We start from the raw sequence: 19,866 nt of genomic DNA, 5'->3' as shown, positions 1-19,866 counted from the left end.
ATCATTGAATAACTTTCCAAGGTTTTAACGCACTGTGAACGAAAACGCCCGTGAACATATCGAAAAGATTTTAGCCAACATGACCACCTTGCCCGGAGTGTACCGTATGCTGGGCAAAGACGGCGAGTTACTCTATGTCGGCAAAGCCAAAAATCTGAAAAATCGGGTGTCGAGTTATTTTGTCAAAACTATTGAGCATCCCAAAACCCAGGCGTTGGTGGCACGGATTTATGACATTGAAACCTTGGTGGTGCGTTCCGAAACCGAAGCGCTATTGCTCGAGCAAAATCTGATTAAGCTGCATCGTCCGCCGTATAACATTATGCTGCGCGATGATAAATCCTATGTGTATATCTTTATCTCGGCAGATAAACCTTATCCGCGGATTGCCAGCGGACGTGGCAAGGGTAAACATCAGGTCGGCAAGTTTTTTGGACCATATCCGAGTGCCTATAATGCCCGTGATACGCTGCTGGTATTACAGAAACTGTTTAATGTCAGACAGTGTGAAAATAGCTATTTTTCGCAGCGTAAGCGTCCCTGTTTACAGTATCAAATCAAACGCTGTTCTGCACCTTGTGTGGGTTTGATTAGCCCTGAGGATTATCAGGAAGATGTCAATAATTCCATTCGCTTTTTACAGGGGGATACCCGAGAGCTGAATCAGGAATTGATTCAGAAAATGGAAGCAGCGGCAGAAGCATTGGAATTTGAAAAGGCCGTATTTTATCGGGATCGTATGGCATTACTGCGTGATGTGCAGGCACAGCAAGCGATTTATAAAATTAAGGGCGAAGCCGATATTTTGGCGATTGCCTATCAAGCTGGCGTGACCTGTGTGCAAATTATGCATGTGCGGAATGGCAAGATGCTAGGGGGTAAAGCTTATTTCCCTGATATGCTGGGCGATGACTTGGGTGAAATGCTGTCGGAATTTATGGCAAATTTCTATTTTCAGGTGGCCGATGAAGTGCCGAATGAATTGATTGTCAATGTGGCAATTCCGAATCGTAAGGAACTCGAACAAGCCTTGCAGCAGCATTTTGAACAGAAAATTCAGATTAAACACAATGTCCGCGAGACTCGTGCCGAGTGGCTGGAGTTGGCGCAGATGAATGTGCAACATGCCATTAAAGGCAAACTTGCCAATCATTTGGAGTTGAATGAGCGCTTTCATCAGTTGGAACAAGTGGTGGGTCGTCCGATAGACCGAATTGAATGTTTCGACATTTCGCACACCATGGGCGAAGCTACGGTGGCGTCTTGTGTGGTGTTCGATGCGGGTGGTGCGCGGAAACGGGATTACCGTCAATTTTCAATTCAGGACATTACCGAAGGCGATGATTATGCGGCGATGCGTCAAGCGCTAACACGACGTTATAAAAAGCATATGTTGCCCGATTTATTACTGATTGACGGGGGCAAGGGACAATTGCACATGGCGATGCAGGTGATGCAGGACTTAGCGCTGGACGCCTTTATGGTTGGGGTCTCCAAAGGCGAAGGGCGTAAACCGGGCTTGGAAACCCTGCACTTCACCGACGGGACTAAGATTCAGTTGCCCGAAGATCACAAGGCATTGCATCTGATTCAGCAAGTGCGTGATGAAGCGCACCGTTTTGCGATTACCAAACATCGTGCCAAACGCGATAAAAAGCGTGGCTCATCTATCTTGGAAGTGATTCCGGGTTTAGGACCGAAACGTCGCCGTGATTTACTGACCCATTTTGGTGGAATTCAGGGGGTACTGAAAGCCTCTGAAAATGAGCTGATTTTGGTGCCGGGCTTGGGTGAAGTCATGGCACGTACCATTTATAAAATTTTGCATGAATAAGCAGGGTAAATAGCAAAAATGCTCATTGACGCATCAGTCACATGGCATTCACAAACGCTCGAACTTGGTGAACAATATTTTCCAAAGGATAAAATAAGAGAAAAAGCATGTCGCTGCTAACGGTGTATCAGGCGCTTGAGCAAAGTGAATGGATTGACATTCCAGAGGGTTGGTTACAGGGGCGTACCATCTACGGTGGCGTGGTCGCAGGGCTGATGATGCAAAAAGCCTTGCTCAGTATTGCCGATCTGACCAAACGCTTGCTGAGTACCAGCGTGACTTTTGTGGGGCCTGTACAGCAAGGCGCAGCGCGAATTACTGCGGAAATCTTGCGTCAGGGTAAATCGGTTACCACTGTAGAAGTGCGCTTATGGCAGGATGATGCGGTACAAAGTATTTTAATTGCCAGCTTTGGTACGGCTCGATCTTCCGAAATTCATGTGCGTCAGGAGCGCGCAGCACCGAATTATTTACCTCCCGAACATTTATCAGGTATGCAAAAGCATGCAGATTTCCCGCAATGTTATCAGCAGTTTGATGTGCGTTGGGCAGAAGGCGCGGTGCCTTGTACTGCCAGTACGCAGAGTGACTTTGGCGGCTGGTGTCGCTTTGAACCTGAAAAACATCAGGACCGAGCTTTTGGGGTGGCCGATTTGATGACGCTTTTTGATATCTGGCCACCAGGGGTGCTGCCTTTGTTTAAGAATCTGGCACCCGCCAGTTCTTTGACTTGGCATGTGACGTATGTGAATCCCTTACAGCAAAACTTGCATGATTGGTTTAAATATAAAGTTTTTACCGACTATGCTGCCGAAGGCTATGCCACCGAATATGCGCATTTGTGGGATGCAGAAAATCGCTTAATTGCTATTTCTAGACAAACCGTTACGGTGTTTGCCTAGTGACACTGTACGCCAATTCGTATAAAGTGAGCCCTAAATACGATGAGTAAAATGTATTAATCAAATACATCAACTCATCGCACTTAAAGGGGAAAAGTTGGCGGTGTCTATGACAGCAGGTCGAATCCTGAACATTCCAAATATCTTGACCTTGGCGCGTATCGCCTTGATTCCTGTATTTTTATTAATTGCTTATTGGCCACCTGCCATTGGGGTTGCGGGGCATGATGGCGGTTTAACGCGGCACATGATCCTGACTGCGATTTTTGTGTTAGCAGCCGTCACGGACTGGTTCGATGGCTATTTGGCCAGAACCTTAAACCAGACCTCGGCATTTGGTCGTTTCCTTGACCCTGTTGCCGATAAGCTGATGGTCGCAGCGGCATTGATTGTACTGGTACAATGGCAGCCGTCAATTTCCATGGCTTTTGCCGCGATTGTAATTATCTCGCGTGAAATTACCGTTTCTGCATTAAGAGAGTGGATGGCTGAACTCGGTGCCCGCACCAATGTGGCTGTATCGACTGTCGGTAAATACAAAACCGCTTTTCAGATGATTGCGATTTCAGTGTTCTTATTGAATTGGCAACCTCTAGAAACCTTGGCGTATTTACTGTTGTATACCGCGGTGGTTTTGACCTTGTGGTCGATGTTTATTTATTTAAGAGCGGCGTGGCCGTACTTAAAACAGCCTTAATTGCGAATTCTAAAAAACTCCAGCTCTGGAGTTTTTTTATGCCTGAAATTTTTAGACTTAAAGCAGGAGGTACAGACATTAAAAAGCCCAAGACAGTGCTTGAGCTTTCTAACAACAACTTCTGAGGGAGAATAGGGCGTATTCATGTCATGGAAACATAAAGCCGCTGAAGAACAATAATCATATTATGAGAATTTGTTGTTGGATTCAATAAAATATCCCCCATCAGTTTGTTCAATTCTTGTATACGGCTTGCAGCGATTTAGAGTGCGTTTTCACTGGACAAGGCAATGAACTTTTGTTCAATCAAGGCAGCATTGTTGTGTAAAACTTCAATCAGTTTATCTAAATTGACAAATTCAAATCGATTTCTGGAACCGAGCACAGTTAGTGCCAAAGGTGGTTCTTTGCTGGAAAATTTAATGGGTACAGATAGACCAGACACATTCGGGTCGACTTCACCATTGGAGAAGTAATAGCCCTGCTTTTTGATCTTTTTCATTTTGCTCAAGAATTCTTGTTCATCATGCGCAAAACCAACTTCATCAAGTTGCACTGCAAAACGCTGGTAATAATCCAGAATTCCTTGTTTCGGTAAATGCGAAATGATGGTTTTCGGTGAAGAGCCAGCATAGACAGGGCGAGGACAGCCACGACCATAAGACAATAACGTCACACCTTTGGTTACTTCATGATGTAAGTCAATACAGGAGTCATGATTGAGATGGGTCAACAGACAGCAAAATTCAGTCCGTTCTGCAATTTCCTTCATGAAAGGAATGCTGATTTGAATCAATGGATTCGATTTGTGCGAAATATAATCTAAAACGGCAATTTTTGAGCCAAGGGTATAGTCCCCAGAAGTGCCACTCAGGCGTTGTAATAGTTCAGCAGAAACCAATTCTTTTAAATAGCGATAGCTGGTTGGTTTAGAAAGGCCAAGTTCTTCACTAATGATATCGACATTAATGATCGGGCGAGACACTGAAAACAGGTCTAAAACGGTGAGAATTTTACCAAAACTAGAAAGTGTCATAACAAGCCACAACGTCAAAAATAAAAAGACATTTAAAGTAATGTTATAACAAATTGTGGGTTGGCTTGCAGGGCTTTTGTAATAAAACGACGGGAGAGTCAAAATTCGGCATGTGACGATAATTTATCTTTACAATATCTAAAATTATGAAATTAATTAAAACAAATTATCATAATAAGATATTTTATTTGACTTTGGTGTGGATTATTCGCAAAATAGCCGCATTGAATTTCTCACTGTAAATTTTGCAACTCAAAATTTACGCATGAATTGCAGCCATGACGTTTCTCCCACGTTACGGTCTGCACCCTCATTTAAATCATTATTTCTGTCACCGTGATTGCGCGGAATGGACAGATCTTGCATATTGATATTGTCGACATTGGTGTGACCTTGAAACAGCTCAGCAGTCTGATTTCGTCTAAAGGATTGGACGATGTTATTAATTAAACCGATATTGGCTTTTCGCCCTAGTCGCATGGATTTGGTTTTTGCAGTTAAAACCTTTATTGCGATGTTATTGGCGCTATTTATTGCATTTTCCCTTGATCTGACCTATCCGATGTGGGCGGCAGGCACGGTGATTATTGTGGCACACCCTTATGCAGGGATGGTGTCCTCGAAGGCGGTTTATCGCCTGCTTGGCACATTCATTGGCGGGATTGTCGCCATTGTACTGACGCCTCAATTTATTGACCTTCCCATCTTTTTCACCTTGGTTTTGGCAGGCTGGGTCGGCGTGTGCCTGTATATCTCCTTGTTAGACCGTACTCCGCGCAGTTATGTGTTCATGCTGGCAGGCTATACCACGGTGATGGTGGTCTGTAGCTCGATCAACAGCATTAGTACCCATAGCGTGTTTGATATGGCGCTGGGGCGTATCTTGGAAATATCAGTGGCGGTACTGTGTAGCGCCGTGGTTTCCAGTACGCTGTTTCCTGTGCATTTAGGCAGTTTGCTGCAAAAGCGTGTGCAAAAAACGCTGGATGATACGCGTCAGGTGTTTCGCCGTATTTTGACCGATCCAGAGCACAGTAGCAGTTATACCCAACTGTTGGCTGGCATCACTCGCGATACTTCAGATATTCATGCTTTAGCCGTACATTTGAATTATGAGCGTAGCGCCTTACAGGGCATGACCAAGTCACTACAAGAACTCTTGCATCAGGTCAGTATGACCGTTGCCAATTTGGTCGCGATGTCGGAACGCATCGCTCAGCTGGATCAAATTGATACCCGTTATCGACAGGTTCTACCTCTTTTACATGAGCATGTGCTGCAATTTTTACAATCGCAGCAGCACGTACAGGCCGAGCAGTTGAAGCAGTTGCCGGATACTTTTGAACAAGATTTCGCTGCTTTGTCGGATCTGGTGACGGCTGAACAACAAATTGCATTAAATGCGCTCAAAATGGATATTCGCCACTTTATGGAAAATGTGGTGACCATCAAGTGTCTGTGGGATCTGATTCAACGTGGCGACAAACGCATTCCAGAGCAAATCGTGACCTTGACCACCTCCTATCCGAGTTTGCATCGCGATCACGGGGTGGCAGTGCGTAGTGCGGTGGCAGCAAGCATCGCCACGATCATTTCATTCTTGCTGTGGATTTATAGTGGTTGGCATGCGGGTTATATGATGGCGCAGTTGACGGCAGTCAGCGTATGTATCTTGTCGGGTCTGGACAATCCTGTTCCTGCATTACGCCTGTTTGTGCGTGGTTCGGTCTATGCGGCATTTATTACCATGTTCTATGCTTTTGTGATTATGCCCGAGGTGCATGAGTTCTGGCAGTTGGCCTTTGTACTGGCGCCGCTGTCATTGTATTTATTGAGCATGTTCCCGAATCCGCCGTTGATGGGGTTGGCTTTGCCGATGTTGATCAACTTCATTATGAGTTTGAATCTGCAAAACCGTTATAGCACGGATGCGGTGTTGCTGATGGATACGGCAATGGCAGGTGTTGTTGGTCCGATCATCTCCATTTTGGCAATTTATTTTATTCGGGCTATGTCGCCAGAAACCAGTGCCAATCGTATTTTGGCCTTACATTATAAAGCGATGCGTGAAGCCTTATTTATTCCATATGGCGTGCAGTTTCGGATTCATTTACGCAGTATGTTAGATCGCATTGGTGTGCTGAACACCAAGCTGGTGCAATCAGAACATATCAAACGGGCGATGAATTTGGCCTTAATTGAGACCAGTGCCGTGATCAACCTGAGTCGTCTGGCGGAATTTGTGCAGAACCCGAAGCTTAATAGGACTTTGCAACAAGCTTTGCTGACTTTACAACAGAGCTTGGAACAGGCCTTTTTAGCACAAGAAAAACAACAGATTTTACCCGAAGCACTGAAGCAACAAGTGTTTACCGACTTAAAGCTTGTAGAACAAAGTTTAAAGGATGAGTCGAATGCTGAAATTTGTACGCGGGTCAGCATGAATATTAATAATATTCGCAGCAGTATTTTTCATGAACATCCCCCTGTAAAGGCAGGGCATGCAGCAGAAAAAGGAGCCTGAGATGGGAGAGTTGAATGTCTATGGAATTTATATCCCTGTTTTTCTCATACAGGCCATTTGTGCTTATGTTGTTTTTAAATTGGTTTCCATCTTGAGCGATAGATGGATTGATCAAGGGTGGATTGCTTTACCAGGTGTCTTCAATCTTTGCCTCTATCTCGTTTTATTGATGGGCGTGCATGAAGTATTTTTGGTGTTTTGGGGTATTTAGGCCGTACAGATGATTGGATTAGTGAAGAGGAAACAGACATGAATACCTTGGATACGCGTAAGGTCATACGACCGATCGTGACAGCCGTGATGTTGCTGGCAGCGATCTACGTGGTGGTGCATTTATGGAATTATTATAATTCAGCACCTTGGACACGTGATGGCCGAGTCCGAGGGGATGTCATGCAAGTGTCTTCGGATGTTTCGGGTTTGGTCACGCAGGTTTTGGTGGAAGACAACCAAACCGTGAAAAAAGGACAGGTGCTGTTTAAAATTGATGTGGCACGTCAGTCACTGGATGTCGAACAGGCAAAATCCGATTTAGCCAAAGCCCATGCGGGATTAGCCGAAGCGGAAGCAGCCTTGGCACAAGCCAAAGCCAATCTGGTGAAGTCCAAAGCCAATGCCAATCTGGCAGATAAAAATGCCAGCCGCTACGCCAATTTAATGGATGGCGCGATTTCAAAACAAGAGCAGGACCAGATCTTTGCAGCACGAGATCAATCGCATGCCGAACATGAGCAGATGTTGGCGGCCATAGAACAGGCGCAAGCCAATATTGTGCAACAAAAAGCACTGATTGAAGTGGCCAACAGTAATTTGCATTTGGCGCAGCTTAATCTCACCCGTTCTGAAGTGGTCGCACCTGCAGATGGCAGCTTGTCCAATTTTGGCTTGCAAGTCGGTAATTACGTGAAAACTGGTGATGCTGTGGCTGCCTTGGTCAATCGTCAGCAACTGTATGTGGTGGGCTATTTTGAAGAAACCAAATTGAACCATATTCAAATTGGTGACCCTGCAACGGTGCAGTTAATGGGTGATGATCAGAAAATTAAAGGTCATGTGCAGGGCATTGCTTCAGGGATTGAAGACCGTGAGCGTTCCAGTAGTTCTACCTTGTTGGCCAATGTAAATCCAACCTTTACGTGGGTGCGTTTAGCTCAGCGTGTACCAGTGAAAATTGTGCTGGATGAAATGCCGAAAAACCAGTTGGCATTTGTTGCGGGTCGTACTGCGACCATTCATATTCAAACCAAGCAATAACAACATGGAAAAGGAGCTTTCTCCTTTTCCTGGTCAGGTTTTAAGGCTGTACACCTTCGGGGTGACGATACCAACTTTCAATCAGTAGTGCAGCTGCAAGACTATCGGCAGCCAGCTTTTTGCCCCGACCTTGAGCTTGATAATGATCCAGCTCATCGCGTGCTTCGCGGGTGGTGAGACGTTCATCGACCATTAAGGTTTCGATATTGGTTTGATGACGCAAGCGGCGGGCAAACTTGCGGGCACGGGTGGATAGTTCCGATTCGCTGTCATCCATGTTTAACGGCAAGCCAACCAAAAACAAATTCGGTTGATGTTGTTTGACCACTTTCAGCAAATTGTCCCAGTGCGGAATGCCGTCTTTCATCGGAAACAAAGGCAGGGGATTGGCACTGGAAATAATCGACTGTCCAACCGCCATGCCCATTTTCTGTGTGCCAAAGTCAAATGCCATGATCAATTGGGGTTGAGCTAACTCAGGCATGACCAATCTCTGAAGATAACCAAGTACGATCAACGCCCATTTTCTTATAGGCTGCATCCCAACGTTCACCGTAAGGCAAGTTGAAAATCAGATCCATATCCGAATCGCAAATCAGCCAGTCACCGCGGGTGATTTCATCTTCTAGTTGGTGCTTTGCCCAGCTGGCATAGCCTAGTGCAATTTGGTAGCGTCCGACCCCTTCATTGTGCGCAATGGCATCCAGAATATCTTTGGATGTGGTAATGCAGACATTTTCACCAACCGCAATCGATGAATGCCATGTCGGTTGTCCTGTATGCAGCACAAAGCCTGCTTCAGGGCGCAATGGGCCGCCCTGTAGGACATCGTGCGGATGCACATTATCGGCATCAATTTCTAGATCATTAAGTAATTCTTTTACGGAAATGCCAGAAGGTCGATTGATAATAATGCCTTGCGCACCTTCATCATCATGACGAGCCAAATAAATGACGGTATGAGCAAAAAACTCATCTTTCATTTCTGGCGGGGCAATCAGGCAACGATGCGTGAGATATTGTTTGGTCACCTAAGCATTTCTCCTTAAACATTCATGGATGTGATGATCACGGTCTGTATGCTTTCAACTTACAAGACTTTGTCGTATTCACCAATCTTTTTTATCGCTTTGATATTAAATTTATGCCGTTTGAAACTTTAATTGGCGCAGTTGTTTGGCATGCTGTAGCGTGGTTTCACTAATTTCTACGCCACCGGTCATGCGTGCTAATTCTAGAATACGTTGTTGTTCTTCTAGGGAAATAATAGTACTGCTGGCAGGATCGGTTTGCTGTTTTTTCACCAGCAAATGCTGATCCGATTGTGCCGCCACTTGTGCCTGATGGGTAATACAGAGAATTTGCACGTGTTGAGCTAAATCTGCCAGTAAGCGTCCGACGATTTCCGCAGTACCTCCACTGATGCCGACATCAATTTCATCAAAGACCAAAACTTCGGCTTCGGTTTTTTCTGCGTTCATGACCTGCATCACCAGAGCAATACGTGACAATTCACCACCCGACGCGACGCGCGCCAAAGGTTGTGCAGGGATGCCTTTATTGGCCGTAAATAACAGTTGAATGAAGCTGAGACCATCGGCAGAGGCTTGTTCCAGCGGTTCAAACTTAAACTCGAAATGTGCTTCTGGCAGCGCCAATTGTTTGACTTGTTCGGTTAATTGTTTGGCTAATGGTGTCGCTGCTTCACGTCGAATGTCATCTAAATGCTGGGCTTTGGCTAAAAAGTCCTGATGTGCCAGTTCGACCTGTTCTGCTAAAGTTTCAGGGTCTTCCAGTGCATGCAATTGTTCCAATTCAGTTTGCCAGCCGTGGTATTCGGCTTTTAAGGCTTCAGGTTGAGTACGGTATTTGCGTGCAAAACGATGGAAGACTTCAAGTTGGGTATTCAGTTCTTCCATTCGTTCAGGGTCGTAGCTTTGACGGTCTATGAACTGACGTAAATTTGCGGTTGCATCATCCAGTTCACTTTGTGCATTCAGAATGGATGTGTGGATTTCAGCCAACTGTTCACTGCGTCCCGCATGGGATTCCAGACGACGGATCAGTCCAGACAATTCCTGATTAATATTTTGTTCGGCTTCATCCAGTGCATTTAAGGCATAACTACAGTCTTGCATGATGTGTTCATGGTGACTAAGTCGATCAAACTCTTGTTCAATTTCCTTATATTCTAATTGCACCACGTCTTCTAATTCTTCGAGCTGCAATTCAAGCGTTTCAATCCGTTGTTTGCGGGTCGCTTGCGCATCCAGTGCCGCCTGATGTTGACGAATGGTTTGCTGCCAGTTCGCATAGGCATCTTTGACCTGTTGTACAGGTTGGGTAAAGTTGCTGTAACGGTCTAACCAGTGTTTAGGATAAGGTGGCTCTAAAAGTTGTTGCTGACTATGCTGACTGTAGAGTTGTACCAGTAGTCGTCCCAACTCTTTCAGTTCGGACAAACTACTTGGGCGCCCATTAATCCACGCTTTGCTACGCCCTGTGGCAAACACCACGCGTCTTAAATGAATTTCGCCCGAATCATCATCTAACTCATGTTGCGCTAACCAGTTCGCTTCGGGACTCTGCGGCTCATAGCTAAAGACGGCCGTAATATCCGCCTTATCGGCGCCATAACGCACATAATTGGTGTCAGTACGTTCACCCAAGCAAGCCGAAAGTGCATCAAGGAGTAAGGATTTTCCTGCACCTGTTTCACCCGTGAGAACATTAAAACCTTGATCAATATCAATGGCTAAGTGATCAGCTAAGGCAAAATTGATGAGAGTTAAATGTGTCAGCATAAACGCGTCCAAGCTGCGAAAAGTTTGGTTTCTGTAAGATAGTCAAGTTTTTTAATTATCACAAGCTGCAGGCAATGCTGTCACTGTGTTGGATTCTATATTAGCGTAAATTTTTCAATTGCATAGTAAAGATTTAAGACTAAAGCAATTTGAGTCTGGGACCTCAATCAGATACACTTTTTCTGTTAAAACATGGGGGCTGTAAAAGTGTGATTCTAGGTTTTCTAGGAAAAATGCTATTTACAGAGAAACACCGATTGATTAGTTGTAATTGCCTATTTAAACTACATCAATCATTAAGATATTTATGCGCATCATCTGGAGAATACGCATGTCAGCTCAGTTTGATCATGTATCAGTTATCAAAAAATCGAACGTTTACTTTGGTGGTTTGTGTATCAGCCATACGGTTCAATTTGAAGATGGAACCAAAAAAACCCTAGGCGTAATTCTTCCAACTGAACAAGCCTTAACGTTTGAAACGCATGTGCCTGAGCGTATGGAAATTATTTCTGGTGAATGTCGTGTCAAAATCGCGGATAGCGAAGAAAGCGAATTGTTCCGTGCAGGACAATCTTTCTATGTTCCAGGCAATAGCCGTTTTAAAATCGAAACAGATGAAGTTTTGGACTATGTTTGCCATTTAGAAGGCTAAGTCTAGGACGGATAAGCAAAGCTATTTTAACTAAAATCAGTTAAACTATGGCTTATGTCAAAATCCTGTAAAGGCAACTTTGCAGGATTTTCTTTTTTTCATTTCTCCCTGTCATTCTGCTTGCTCGAGGTCGTTCATGGCAAAACCTGAATATTATTATGGCGTTCATTCGGTAGAGTCGCTGTTAGAATTGGAGCCTGAACGTGTTCTGACTTTGTTTACTTTAAAGGGGCGTGACGATCAACGTTTAAAACGTGTACTTGAGTTGGCCGAGCCTTTTGGGATTAGCGTACAACAAACTGGTCGCGATCGATTGGAAAAAATGGCGGGTTTACCATTCCATCAGGGGGTCGTGGCTGCGGTCCGTCCTAATCCAGTTTTAAATGAAAAAGATTTGGAAGAATTATTAAAGCAATCGCCGAATTGTTTATTGCTAGGTTTAGACCAAGTCACAGATCCGCATAATTTGGGGGCGTGTATTCGTACCGCGGCAGCTATGGGTGTTGAAGCGGTGATTGTGCCGCGTGATCGTTCAGCAAGCTTAACCCCGACCGCACGTAAAGTAGCAGCAGGCGGTGCCGAGAAGGTGAAGTTTATTCAGGTGACTAATTTGGCACGCACTTTGGGGCAGATTAAAGAGCAATTTAATGTCCGTGTGGTCGGAACCATGCTGGATGAAAAGGCATTACCGCTACAAAAATTTGATTTTACAGGTACGGCTGTATGCGTGGTGATGGGCGCTGAAGATACAGGTTTACGTCCTGTGACCCAGTCACAATGTGATCAGACGGTTTATATTCCAATGGCGGGTAACCTGCAAAGCTTGAATGTCAGTGTTGCAACAGGCATGGCACTGTATGAAGCTTGTCGCCAACGTCAAAGTGTTTGATTCACCGTTATTCTCTAAAATATTGTTTAAATCATGATTTCACACCGCTCCCAAGGTTATTTATTTGTTGCTATAACAATGTGCATTTGGGGCGGTTTCACTTTAACCTCCCGTTTAAGTGCGCAATGGCATATCAGTGCATGGGATATTACCGCATTACGTTTCGCCTTGGCTTTTTGCATTTTAATGCCGATTTTAATTTATAAGAAAGACACGGCATTTTTGTGGCATAAGCAACCTGTGATTTTAGCGCTCATTGGTGGTGTGGCGTATTGCCTGACCTCCTATAGCGCCTTTCATTATGTTCCAGCGGCGCATGCGGCGATTTTCCTGAATGGTTGCTTGCCTTTATGTACCGCCATTGCTGCCTATCTTCTGTTTCAGCAACCTTTTGATCGGCATACATGGTTAAGTCTGGCGATTATGCTGACCGCAATTGGCTCAATGGCCTATCTGATGTATCAGGAAACCGGGGTTGCTTTTGGTTTCGGAGATTTGCTGTTTTTACTCAGTGCCATCTGGTGGGGGATTTTTACGGTGCTGTTACGGCAGTGGAAACTCTCTGCTTGGCATTCTATGGCGAGTGTTGCCATTTGGTCTGCCATGATTTATCTGCCGATCTATGTATTATTCTTACCGAAACATCTCGATCAGCCAGAGCCGATGCACTTAGTGCTACAAACACTCTTCCATGGCATCTTTGTGGTGATTGTTGCAACCCTGACTTATGTGGAAGCCATTAAACGTTTAGGGGCCTTTAAGGCTGGTAGTATTGTGACTTTAGCACCATTTATTGCTGCGATTCTTGCAGTTCCATTACTTAATGAACCTTTAAGTGTGGCGATTATGTGTGGTTTGTTTGGTATGGCCATTGGTGCTTTACAGCCATGGCGCTGGTTGCGTAAAGACTCATTACAGGAACGACTCGATCAACAAAAGAAGTCGTCTTAAATTAACTTCTTTTGTTGTGCCAAGCTGAGATATTGTTGATGTAACGGTTCTAGATGGGCATAAAGGTGCTTGAGATGACCGTCATTCAGCACAATATCATGCGCCAGTTGCTGTTTTTGCGTTCTCGGCATCTGTGCTTGAATGATCTGTTGAATTTGTTTAATGCTTTGCCGATCACGTTGACTGGCACGTTCGATCTGTAGATCTTCCGAGGCATCAATCAGCAACACGCGATCAGTGAGTTCATGTTGATTGGTTTCCAGTAAGAGCGGAGAGACTAAAATCACATAAGGACTAGTCGCAGCTTGCAGTTGCTGAAGAATGGACTGGCGAATGGCAGGGTGGGTGATACCCTCTAAAATTTTTCGTGCATCAGCATGCTGAAAGATATGTTCACGTAAGGCTTTACGATTCAGTGCACCTGTTTTATCGAGCACCCAGTCGCCAAAAGCAGTTTGAATCGCATGCAGGGCAGGTTGACCAGGTTCAACCACTTCTCGTGCCACCACATCGGCATCGATCACTTGAATGCCTTGGCTTTCAAACCAGTGGCTGGCAGCGGATTTCCCGCTGCCAATTCCGCCTGTTAGACCGAGAATGAAAGGAGCTAACATCGCTATTGTCCCAGATAAACTTTCATGATTTGCTCACCCCATAAAAAGGCAATCCAACCTGCAATCGCAATATAGGGACCAAAAGCAAAGGGCTGGTTTTCTTTACGGACTTTGAGAAGAATGATCCCGATGATTGCACCCACCAATGAAGACAATAACACGATTAAGGGCAGCATTAAGGGGCCCATCCATGCGCCTAGAGCGGCCAGCAATTTAAAGTCACCATAGCCCATGCCTTCTTTGCCTGTAATGATTTTAAACAGGTAATACACAATCCAAAGGCACAGAAAACCAATGATGTAGCCCCAGATGGCAACGCTTGGCGAGGTGTAAATAGAATAACTATTGATCCCCAGTCCTAGCGCTGCCAATGGAAGGGTGTAGCGATCTGGTAAAAGCTGGGTATCAAAGTCGATAAAAGTCAGTGCAATCAATGTGTAGGTTAGGATTAAGCCAAACAGCATCTGAAGGGTTGGACCATAAATTGCTACAACTGTTAAGGCACAAATTGCTGTGAGTAACTCAACAAGAGGATAGCGGATGCTAATGGGATTGCTGCAGGTTCCGCATTTACCGCGTAGTGCTAACCAGCTAATCACGGGGATATTCTGATACCAACGGATCGGCGTATTACATTTTGGGCAGGTGGATGCAGGTCGACTTAAACTGAGTTTATGTTCATCAATAATCGCTTGTTCTGGATGTAGCAATAATTGGCAATCTTGACGCCATTCCTGTTCCATCATTTTAGGCGTGCGGTAAATCACCACATTCAGAAAACTACCAATACATAAACTAAAAATCCCAACTGCGACATAGAGTGCAGTTGGGTTTTGAATTAAATAATTGATTAAATCGTGCATTAAACCACAGAGCCCATTTGGAAGATTGGAAGGTACATGGCAATGACAAGACCACCAACGAGTACACCGAGCACTGCCATAATTAATGGTTCCATCATTGAGGTGAGTCCATCAACAGCATTGTCGACTTCATTTTCATAATGAGTCGCAACTTTGTCTAACATGGCATCTAGCGCGCCCGATTCCTCACCAATTGCCACCATTTGAACTGCCATAGACGGAAACTTGTCGGTGACGCGCATCGCGAATTGCAGTTGTTGACCTGTGGCGACATCTTCTCGAATCTTCATTACAGCTTGTTCATAGACCACATTGTTGGTTGCTCCTGCCGTAGATTCTAAGGCATCAATCAATGGAACACCTGCTGCGAATGTAGTCGCTAAAGTACGACTGTAGCGGGCGATAATGGCCTTATAGACCAGATCACCAAAAATTGGAGCTTTTAATGCGGCCTTATCTAAGAAGTCGCGAAATTTTTTACTACGCTTTTTTGCTTCAAGAAAAGCAGCAATTACAATACCAATCGCAATAATCAGAATGAACCAGTATTTTTGCATCCATTCCGACATATTCACCACCATTTTAGTAAATGCAGGAAGGTCAGCACCAAATGAACTAAAAAGGTCTTGAAAAACAGGAACCACTTTCACCATCAAAATAATGGTCACAATAATTGCCACAACGACAACGGTTGCAGGGTATTTCATGGCTTTTTTGATTTTTTGCTTCAGTAGCTCACTTTTTTCTTTATAGATCGCAACACGATCTAACATGGTTTCAAGCGCACCTGATTGTTCACCAGACTCGACCAAGGAGCAAAATAGGTTATCAAAATACTGAGGATATTTACGTAAGGCGCCTGCAAAGGTATTACCACCCTCAACCTCGCCTTTAATGCCTAAAACGACTTCACGCATGGCGGGATTTTCTAGACCTTCAGCAACAATTTCAAAGCTTTGTACCAAGGGTACACCCGCTTTCATCATGGTTGCCAATTGTCGAGTAAAAATGGTGATATCTAGCGTGCTGACTTTCTTTTTAAGCAAGCCTTCTAGAATATTCTTCCGTTTTTCCCGAATGGTTTTAATGGTCACACCCTGCTTGCGTAATGTGACTTTTGCTAAAGCCATATTTCGTGCAGGTAAGTCCCCTTTAATTTTTAGCCCTTTGCGGTCAACTCCTTCATAACTGAAGGTTGGCATCATCTGTGCTTTTTTGACAGCCATGCATTTATCCTTATTTTAAATACTCACTTTATTCGCTGGTCACACGATTGACTTCTTGAAGAGAAGTTACCCCTTGCATGACCTTCTTTAAGCCTGAAATACGTAGATTATTAAACCCCGATTTTGCCGATGCTTCTGCAATTTCAATTGCATTACCATCTTCCATAATAATCTTGGATATCTCAGGTGTAACTTTCATTACTTCATATATTCCGACACGTCCTTTATAACCTTCTCGACATTCAGAACATCCGACAGGTTGAAAAATCTTAAAGTCAGGATGTTGTATATCCTGTTCAGTAAAGCCCATTTCTAACAGGCTATTTTGAGGTATTTCAACAGGTGTTTTACATTGTGAACAGAGTCGTCGAGCCAGACGTTGTGCAATTACCAAGTTTACAGAGGTTGCAATGTTAAAGGAAGGGACGCCCATGTTTCTTAAACGTGTGAGTGTCTCTGGCGCACTGTTGGTATGTAGGGTTGACATCACCATATGACCTGTTTGTGCGGCTTTAATCGCAATTTCTGCAGTTTCCAAGTCTCGAATCTCACCGACCATGACAATGTCTGGATCTTGGCGTAAGAAGGATTTTAATGCCGCGGAAAAGGTGAGACCAACTTTATTATTCACGTTGACCTGATTGATGCCCTCTAAGTTAATTTCAACTGGATCTTCCGCGGTGGAAATATTGGTATCTTCTTTATTAAGAATATTCAGGCCAGTATAGAGCGAGACGGTTTTACCTGAACCTGTAGGACCTGTAATGAGCAGCATCCCTTGCGGTTTTTCCAGTGCCTCCATAAATAAGGCTTTTTGTTCAGGTTCATAACCTAGGGCATCAATCCCCAGCATTGCACTAGACGGATCTAGAATACGCAATACAATTTTTTCACCGAATAGAGTCGGGAGAGAGTTGACACGGAAATCAATGGCTTTGCTTTTTGAAATTTTAAGTTTGATACGACCATCTTGCGGAATCCGTTTTTCAGCGATGTCCATTTGCGACATAACTTTTAAACGTGAGGCAAGGCGATTGGCTAACTGTAATGGGGGAGTTGCAATTTGACGTAAGACGCCATCTACGCGGTAACGAACACGATAGACTTTTTCATAGGGTTCAAAGTGTAAGTCGGATGCACCCATACGAATCGCATCAATTAATAATTTATTGATATATTTAACAATCGGAGCTTCATCTTCTTGAGGTCCGTCATCATTATCTTCTTGATCGGTATTTTCCTCATGCACGTGTAGTTCCAAGTCATCATCAAATTCGAAGGTGCTGTCTTCTGCATAATTTTGTTCAATGATTTTTTCTAATTTGTCATGTTCAACAATAATGACTTCAATGTTGAGTTTACTGTTGAAACGAATCGCATCCATAGCTTCAATATTTGTGGGATTGCTGGTTGCCACAAATAAAAGATGTCCACGTTTGAAAATGGGTAGTATTCTGAATTTAGTAATCAGTTTATCTTCAACGATATCTTTTAAAATATGTGAAGAATCGTAAGTTGAAAGATCAAATAAAGGCTCGCCAAATTCTTCAGAAATTTTTTCGGCAATCACGAGTGGATTAAGCTTCGAGTTCTCAATCAGATAAGGAACAATATCTTGGTTGGCTTTCTTAGCATTGGTGACTGCAATATGCATGTTTTCAGTAGAAACTAGCCCATCTTCGACCAAGCGGCGAATAAAACCTGTAAATCGTGGAGAACTTTGTAGTGCTGTCATTCGCAAATGCCTACTTCAATTAAATTGTTTATAATTGGTATCGTAAAATTATACTTTTGTTGTATAAAAATACCATATCTGAAAATGTTGTGTTGGGCTAAGTATTGATGAAAAGCATGAACCAGTCTAATGAAACTGTCATTTTTTCGATGTGACTGACTGAAAAAAATATAAAAAAGTAAAGATCATACCAAACCGTCAAGAAAATTATCTTCTCGCTCAGCAATTCCGTGTAGAATGTCGCCGTTTAAATCAATTGTTTTGTGAATGGGTTAAGTATGTCGGATTCGACGATCATGCCTTGGGTTGTGGGTAATTGGAAAATGAATCCAATGCAGGCCAATGCCAAACAACTTATAAATGAATTTAAAGAATTATTGAATAAGAATGAAATTTCTCCAGCACAATGCCATTTAGCGGTTGCGCCGATTTCAATTGCCTTGAGTTGGGTACAGGATGAATTTAAACAGGCGAGTCGTCCTGTGCATGTTGTTGCACAAGATGTATCTCGTATGTCGGGCACGGGTGCTTATACAGGTGAGGTGAGTGCATCTTTATTAAAAGATAGTGCCATTGAGTATGTGTTAATTGGTCACTCTGAACGTCGTGAGTTCTTTGGTGATGACCCTCAGGTGATCATTGAAAAAGTGAAACATGCGCTCGCGGAAGGACTCACGGTAATTTATTGCGTGGGTGAAAGTTTGCAGCAGCGTGAAAGTGGTCAGGCAGAACAAGTGGTATTACAACAAATTTGTGATATCGCCAGCAGTGTAAGCGCTGAACAATGGCAACAGATTGTCATTGCTTATGAACCAATTTGGGCAATTGGTACAGGTAAAACTGCCTCACCAGAAGATGCGCAAACTATGCATGCCAAAATCCGTGAAGGTTTAAAACAGTTGACAGCATTCGGTGCCAGCATGCCAATCTTGTATGGTGGTAGTGTTAAGCCAGAAAATGCAGTAGAGTTGGCAGCCTGTCCAGATATTAATGGCGCCTTGGTGGGTGGAGCATCGCTGAATGCTGCATCTTTTTATCAGATTGCTCAGGCGTTTGCGCTGAAGAAATAACGAGGAGTTCATCATGCATACTTTTGTGCTGGTGGTGCATATTATTCTTGCTGTATTGATGATCGGCTTGATTCTTGTACAGCATGGTAAGGGCGCTGATGCGGGTGCCTCTTTCGGTGGCGGCGGCGCTGCAACCGTATTTGGAGCTTCGGGTTCTGGAAACTTCTTAACGCGTTTAACTGCAATTTTGACGGCTTTGTTCTTTATTACTAGTTTGACCTTGGCGGTATTTGCCAAACAGCAAACCACCGAAGCCTATAGTTTGAAATCCGTACAAACGACTGCACCTGCGACAACTAATTCGGGTGAAACTTCACCAACTGCACCAAAAACTGGCGAATAAGCTGAAATAGGGCTTTCTTTTTTACGTTGTTACGCATAGAATGCGTCACAGCTGCGGTGGTGGTGGAATTGGTAGACACGCTACCTTGAGGTGGTAGTGCTTTCGGGCGTGGGGGTTCAAGTCCCCCCTTCCGCACCAAACTATAAAACCAGATAGTTTGGTGTATGCAGTGAATATGTTGATGCGGGATGGAGCAGTCTGGTAGCTCGTCGGGCTCATAACCCGAAGGTCGTTGGTTCAAATCCAGCTCCCGCTACCAATTTTAATTAAGATGCAACTTAATTAAAGCAAAATGGAAAAAGATTTTCCTTGAAGATTTTTTAAATTTTGTATATAATTTTGCAACGTTAATGCGGGATGGAGCAGTCTGGTAGCTCGTCGGGCTCATAACCCGAAGGTCGTTGGTTCAAATCCAGCTCCCGCTACCAAGTTTCTAAAGAGGCTCACAATAAGGTGGGCCTTTTTGCAC

Annotated in this window: 19 protein-coding genes and 3 tRNA genes; 14 read left to right on the top strand and 8 right to left on the bottom strand. The window is 44.0% G+C overall.

Translation table 11 applies throughout. From position 1 onward, the window contains the following. Positions 1-34 precede the first annotated feature (34 nt). The 3 genes from uvrC (at position 35) to pgsA (ending at position 3,433) form a co-directional block, all read left to right on the top strand. Positions 35-1,834, top strand: a complete 1,800-nt coding sequence (gene uvrC / locus ACWQ4X_RS00970) for an excinuclease ABC subunit UvrC (RefSeq protein ID WP_457902394.1) — start codon at positions 35-37, stop codon at positions 1,832-1,834. 107 nt (positions 1,835-1,941) lie between these two features. Beyond that, on the top strand, positions 1,942-2,736 hold the full coding sequence (locus ACWQ4X_RS00965; RefSeq protein ID WP_457902393.1) for a thioesterase family protein: 795 nt from the start codon (positions 1,942-1,944) through the stop codon (positions 2,734-2,736). Between the two features lie 109 nt (positions 2,737-2,845). Further along, positions 2,846-3,433 (top strand): CDP-diacylglycerol--glycerol-3-phosphate 3-phosphatidyltransferase, encoded by a 588-nt coding sequence (gene pgsA / locus ACWQ4X_RS00960; protein ID WP_100242754.1) that lies wholly within the window; start codon positions 2,846-2,848, stop codon positions 3,431-3,433. 262 nt (positions 3,434-3,695) lie between these two features. Here the strand turns inward: pgsA and ACWQ4X_RS00955 are convergent, their stop codons facing one another. Beyond that, a complete protein-coding gene (locus tag ACWQ4X_RS00955; protein ID WP_142769668.1) occupies positions 3,696-4,469 on the bottom strand; it encodes an IclR family transcriptional regulator in 774 nt (257 codons plus the stop codon). Between the two features lie 436 nt (positions 4,470-4,905). On the opposite strand from ACWQ4X_RS00955, the gene ACWQ4X_RS00950 reads away from it, so the two are divergent. From ACWQ4X_RS00950 to ACWQ4X_RS00940, 3 genes are read left to right on the top strand one after another with little or no spacing between them, the layout of a single operon-like run. After that, complete coding sequence (locus ACWQ4X_RS00950) at positions 4,906-6,993, top strand: FUSC family protein (RefSeq protein ID WP_457902392.1); 2,088 nt, start codon at positions 4,906-4,908, stop codon at positions 6,991-6,993. Between the two features lies 1 nt (position 6,994). Next, complete coding sequence (locus ACWQ4X_RS00945; protein WP_100242751.1) at positions 6,995-7,204, top strand: DUF1656 domain-containing protein; 210 nt, start codon at positions 6,995-6,997, stop codon at positions 7,202-7,204. Positions 7,205-7,242: 38 nt separating this feature from the next. After that, positions 7,243-8,247 carry an HlyD family secretion protein gene (locus tag ACWQ4X_RS00940; RefSeq protein WP_161933151.1) on the top strand — a complete coding sequence of 335 codons (1,005 nt, stop codon included), beginning with the start codon at positions 7,243-7,245 and terminating at the stop codon, positions 8,245-8,247. Positions 8,248-8,287: 40 nt separating this feature from the next. Here ACWQ4X_RS00940 and ruvX read toward each other — a convergent pair whose 3' ends face one another. From ruvX to recN, 3 genes are all read right to left on the bottom strand, one after another. Continuing rightward, positions 8,288-8,731 carry a Holliday junction resolvase RuvX gene (gene ruvX / locus ACWQ4X_RS00935; protein ID WP_142769665.1) on the bottom strand — a complete coding sequence of 148 codons (444 nt, stop codon included), beginning with the start codon at positions 8,729-8,731 and terminating at the stop codon, positions 8,288-8,290. After that, positions 8,724-9,278, bottom strand: a complete 555-nt coding sequence (locus ACWQ4X_RS00930) for a YqgE/AlgH family protein (protein WP_100242748.1) — start codon at positions 9,276-9,278, stop codon at positions 8,724-8,726. Before ACWQ4X_RS00930 ends, ruvX begins: the two co-directional genes overlap by 8 nt. 111 nt (positions 9,279-9,389) lie before the next feature. Next, positions 9,390-11,051, bottom strand: a complete 1,662-nt coding sequence (recN, locus tag ACWQ4X_RS00925; RefSeq protein ID WP_457902391.1) for a DNA repair protein RecN — start codon at positions 11,049-11,051, stop codon at positions 9,390-9,392. 331 nt (positions 11,052-11,382) lie between these two features. Here recN and ppnP point away from each other — a divergent pair, with 331 nt between their 5' ends. From ppnP to ACWQ4X_RS00910, 3 genes are all read left to right on the top strand, one after another. Next, positions 11,383-11,706, top strand: a complete 324-nt coding sequence (ppnP, locus tag ACWQ4X_RS00920) for a pyrimidine/purine nucleoside phosphorylase (RefSeq protein WP_016168405.1) — start codon at positions 11,383-11,385, stop codon at positions 11,704-11,706. Between the two features lie 136 nt (positions 11,707-11,842). Beyond that, a complete protein-coding gene (gene rlmB / locus ACWQ4X_RS00915; RefSeq protein WP_161933153.1) occupies positions 11,843-12,595 on the top strand; it encodes a 23S rRNA (guanosine(2251)-2'-O)-methyltransferase RlmB in 753 nt (250 codons plus the stop codon). Between the two features lie 33 nt (positions 12,596-12,628). Next, positions 12,629-13,546, top strand: a complete 918-nt coding sequence (locus ACWQ4X_RS00910) for a DMT family transporter (RefSeq protein ID WP_457902390.1) — start codon at positions 12,629-12,631, stop codon at positions 13,544-13,546. Here the strand turns inward: ACWQ4X_RS00910 and coaE are convergent. Genes coaE through pilB form a run of 4 tightly spaced genes read right to left on the bottom strand, consistent with a single transcriptional unit; the run spans position 13,543 to position 17,984 of the window. After that, positions 13,543-14,160, bottom strand: coding sequence for a dephospho-CoA kinase (gene coaE, locus ACWQ4X_RS00905; RefSeq protein WP_457902389.1), 618 nt, complete (start codon positions 14,158-14,160; stop codon positions 13,543-13,545). The two genes, ACWQ4X_RS00910 and coaE, sit on opposite strands and share 4 nt — an antisense overlap. A gap of 2 nt (positions 14,161-14,162) precedes the next feature. Then, on the bottom strand, positions 14,163-15,023 hold the full coding sequence (locus ACWQ4X_RS00900; protein WP_457902388.1) for a prepilin peptidase: 861 nt from the start codon (positions 15,021-15,023) through the stop codon (positions 14,163-14,165). Continuing rightward, the gene (locus ACWQ4X_RS00895; RefSeq protein WP_457902387.1) at positions 15,023-16,249 is read right to left on the bottom strand and encodes a type II secretion system F family protein; all 1,227 of its coding nucleotides are present in this window, start codon (positions 16,247-16,249) and stop codon (positions 15,023-15,025) included. The genes ACWQ4X_RS00900 and ACWQ4X_RS00895 overlap by 1 nt, the downstream gene beginning before the upstream one ends. 28 nt (positions 16,250-16,277) lie before the next feature. After that, positions 16,278-17,984: a type IV-A pilus assembly ATPase PilB gene (pilB, locus tag ACWQ4X_RS00890; protein ID WP_457902386.1), complete on the bottom strand. Its 1,707-nt coding sequence runs from the start codon at positions 17,982-17,984 to the stop codon at positions 16,278-16,280. A gap of 278 nt (positions 17,985-18,262) precedes the next feature. Here pilB and tpiA point away from each other — a divergent pair, with 278 nt between their 5' ends. The 5 genes from tpiA to ACWQ4X_RS00865 all read left to right on the top strand — a co-directional run bounded on the left by tpiA (position 18,263) and on the right by ACWQ4X_RS00865 (position 19,825). Then, positions 18,263-19,054: a triose-phosphate isomerase gene (gene tpiA / locus ACWQ4X_RS00885; RefSeq protein WP_457902385.1), complete on the top strand. Its 792-nt coding sequence runs from the start codon at positions 18,263-18,265 to the stop codon at positions 19,052-19,054. Between the two features lie 13 nt (positions 19,055-19,067). Beyond that, positions 19,068-19,397 carry a preprotein translocase subunit SecG gene (gene secG / locus ACWQ4X_RS00880; protein WP_100242739.1) on the top strand — a complete coding sequence of 110 codons (330 nt, stop codon included), beginning with the start codon at positions 19,068-19,070 and terminating at the stop codon, positions 19,395-19,397. A gap of 53 nt (positions 19,398-19,450) precedes the next feature. Next, positions 19,451-19,535: transfer RNA gene (locus tag ACWQ4X_RS00875), tRNA-Leu, on the top strand. Positions 19,536-19,579: 44 nt separating this feature from the next. Next, a tRNA-Met gene (locus ACWQ4X_RS00870) sits at positions 19,580-19,656 on the top strand. A 92-nt stretch (positions 19,657-19,748) separates the two neighbouring features. Beyond that, positions 19,749-19,825 (top strand) — tRNA-Met (locus tag ACWQ4X_RS00865). The last annotated feature ends 41 nt before the right edge of the window (positions 19,826-19,866 follow it).

It is taken from the genome of Acinetobacter sp. NigerLNRRAM0016, assembly GCF_054112845.1.
This window is presented reverse-complemented; position numbering and strand designations above follow the sequence as displayed.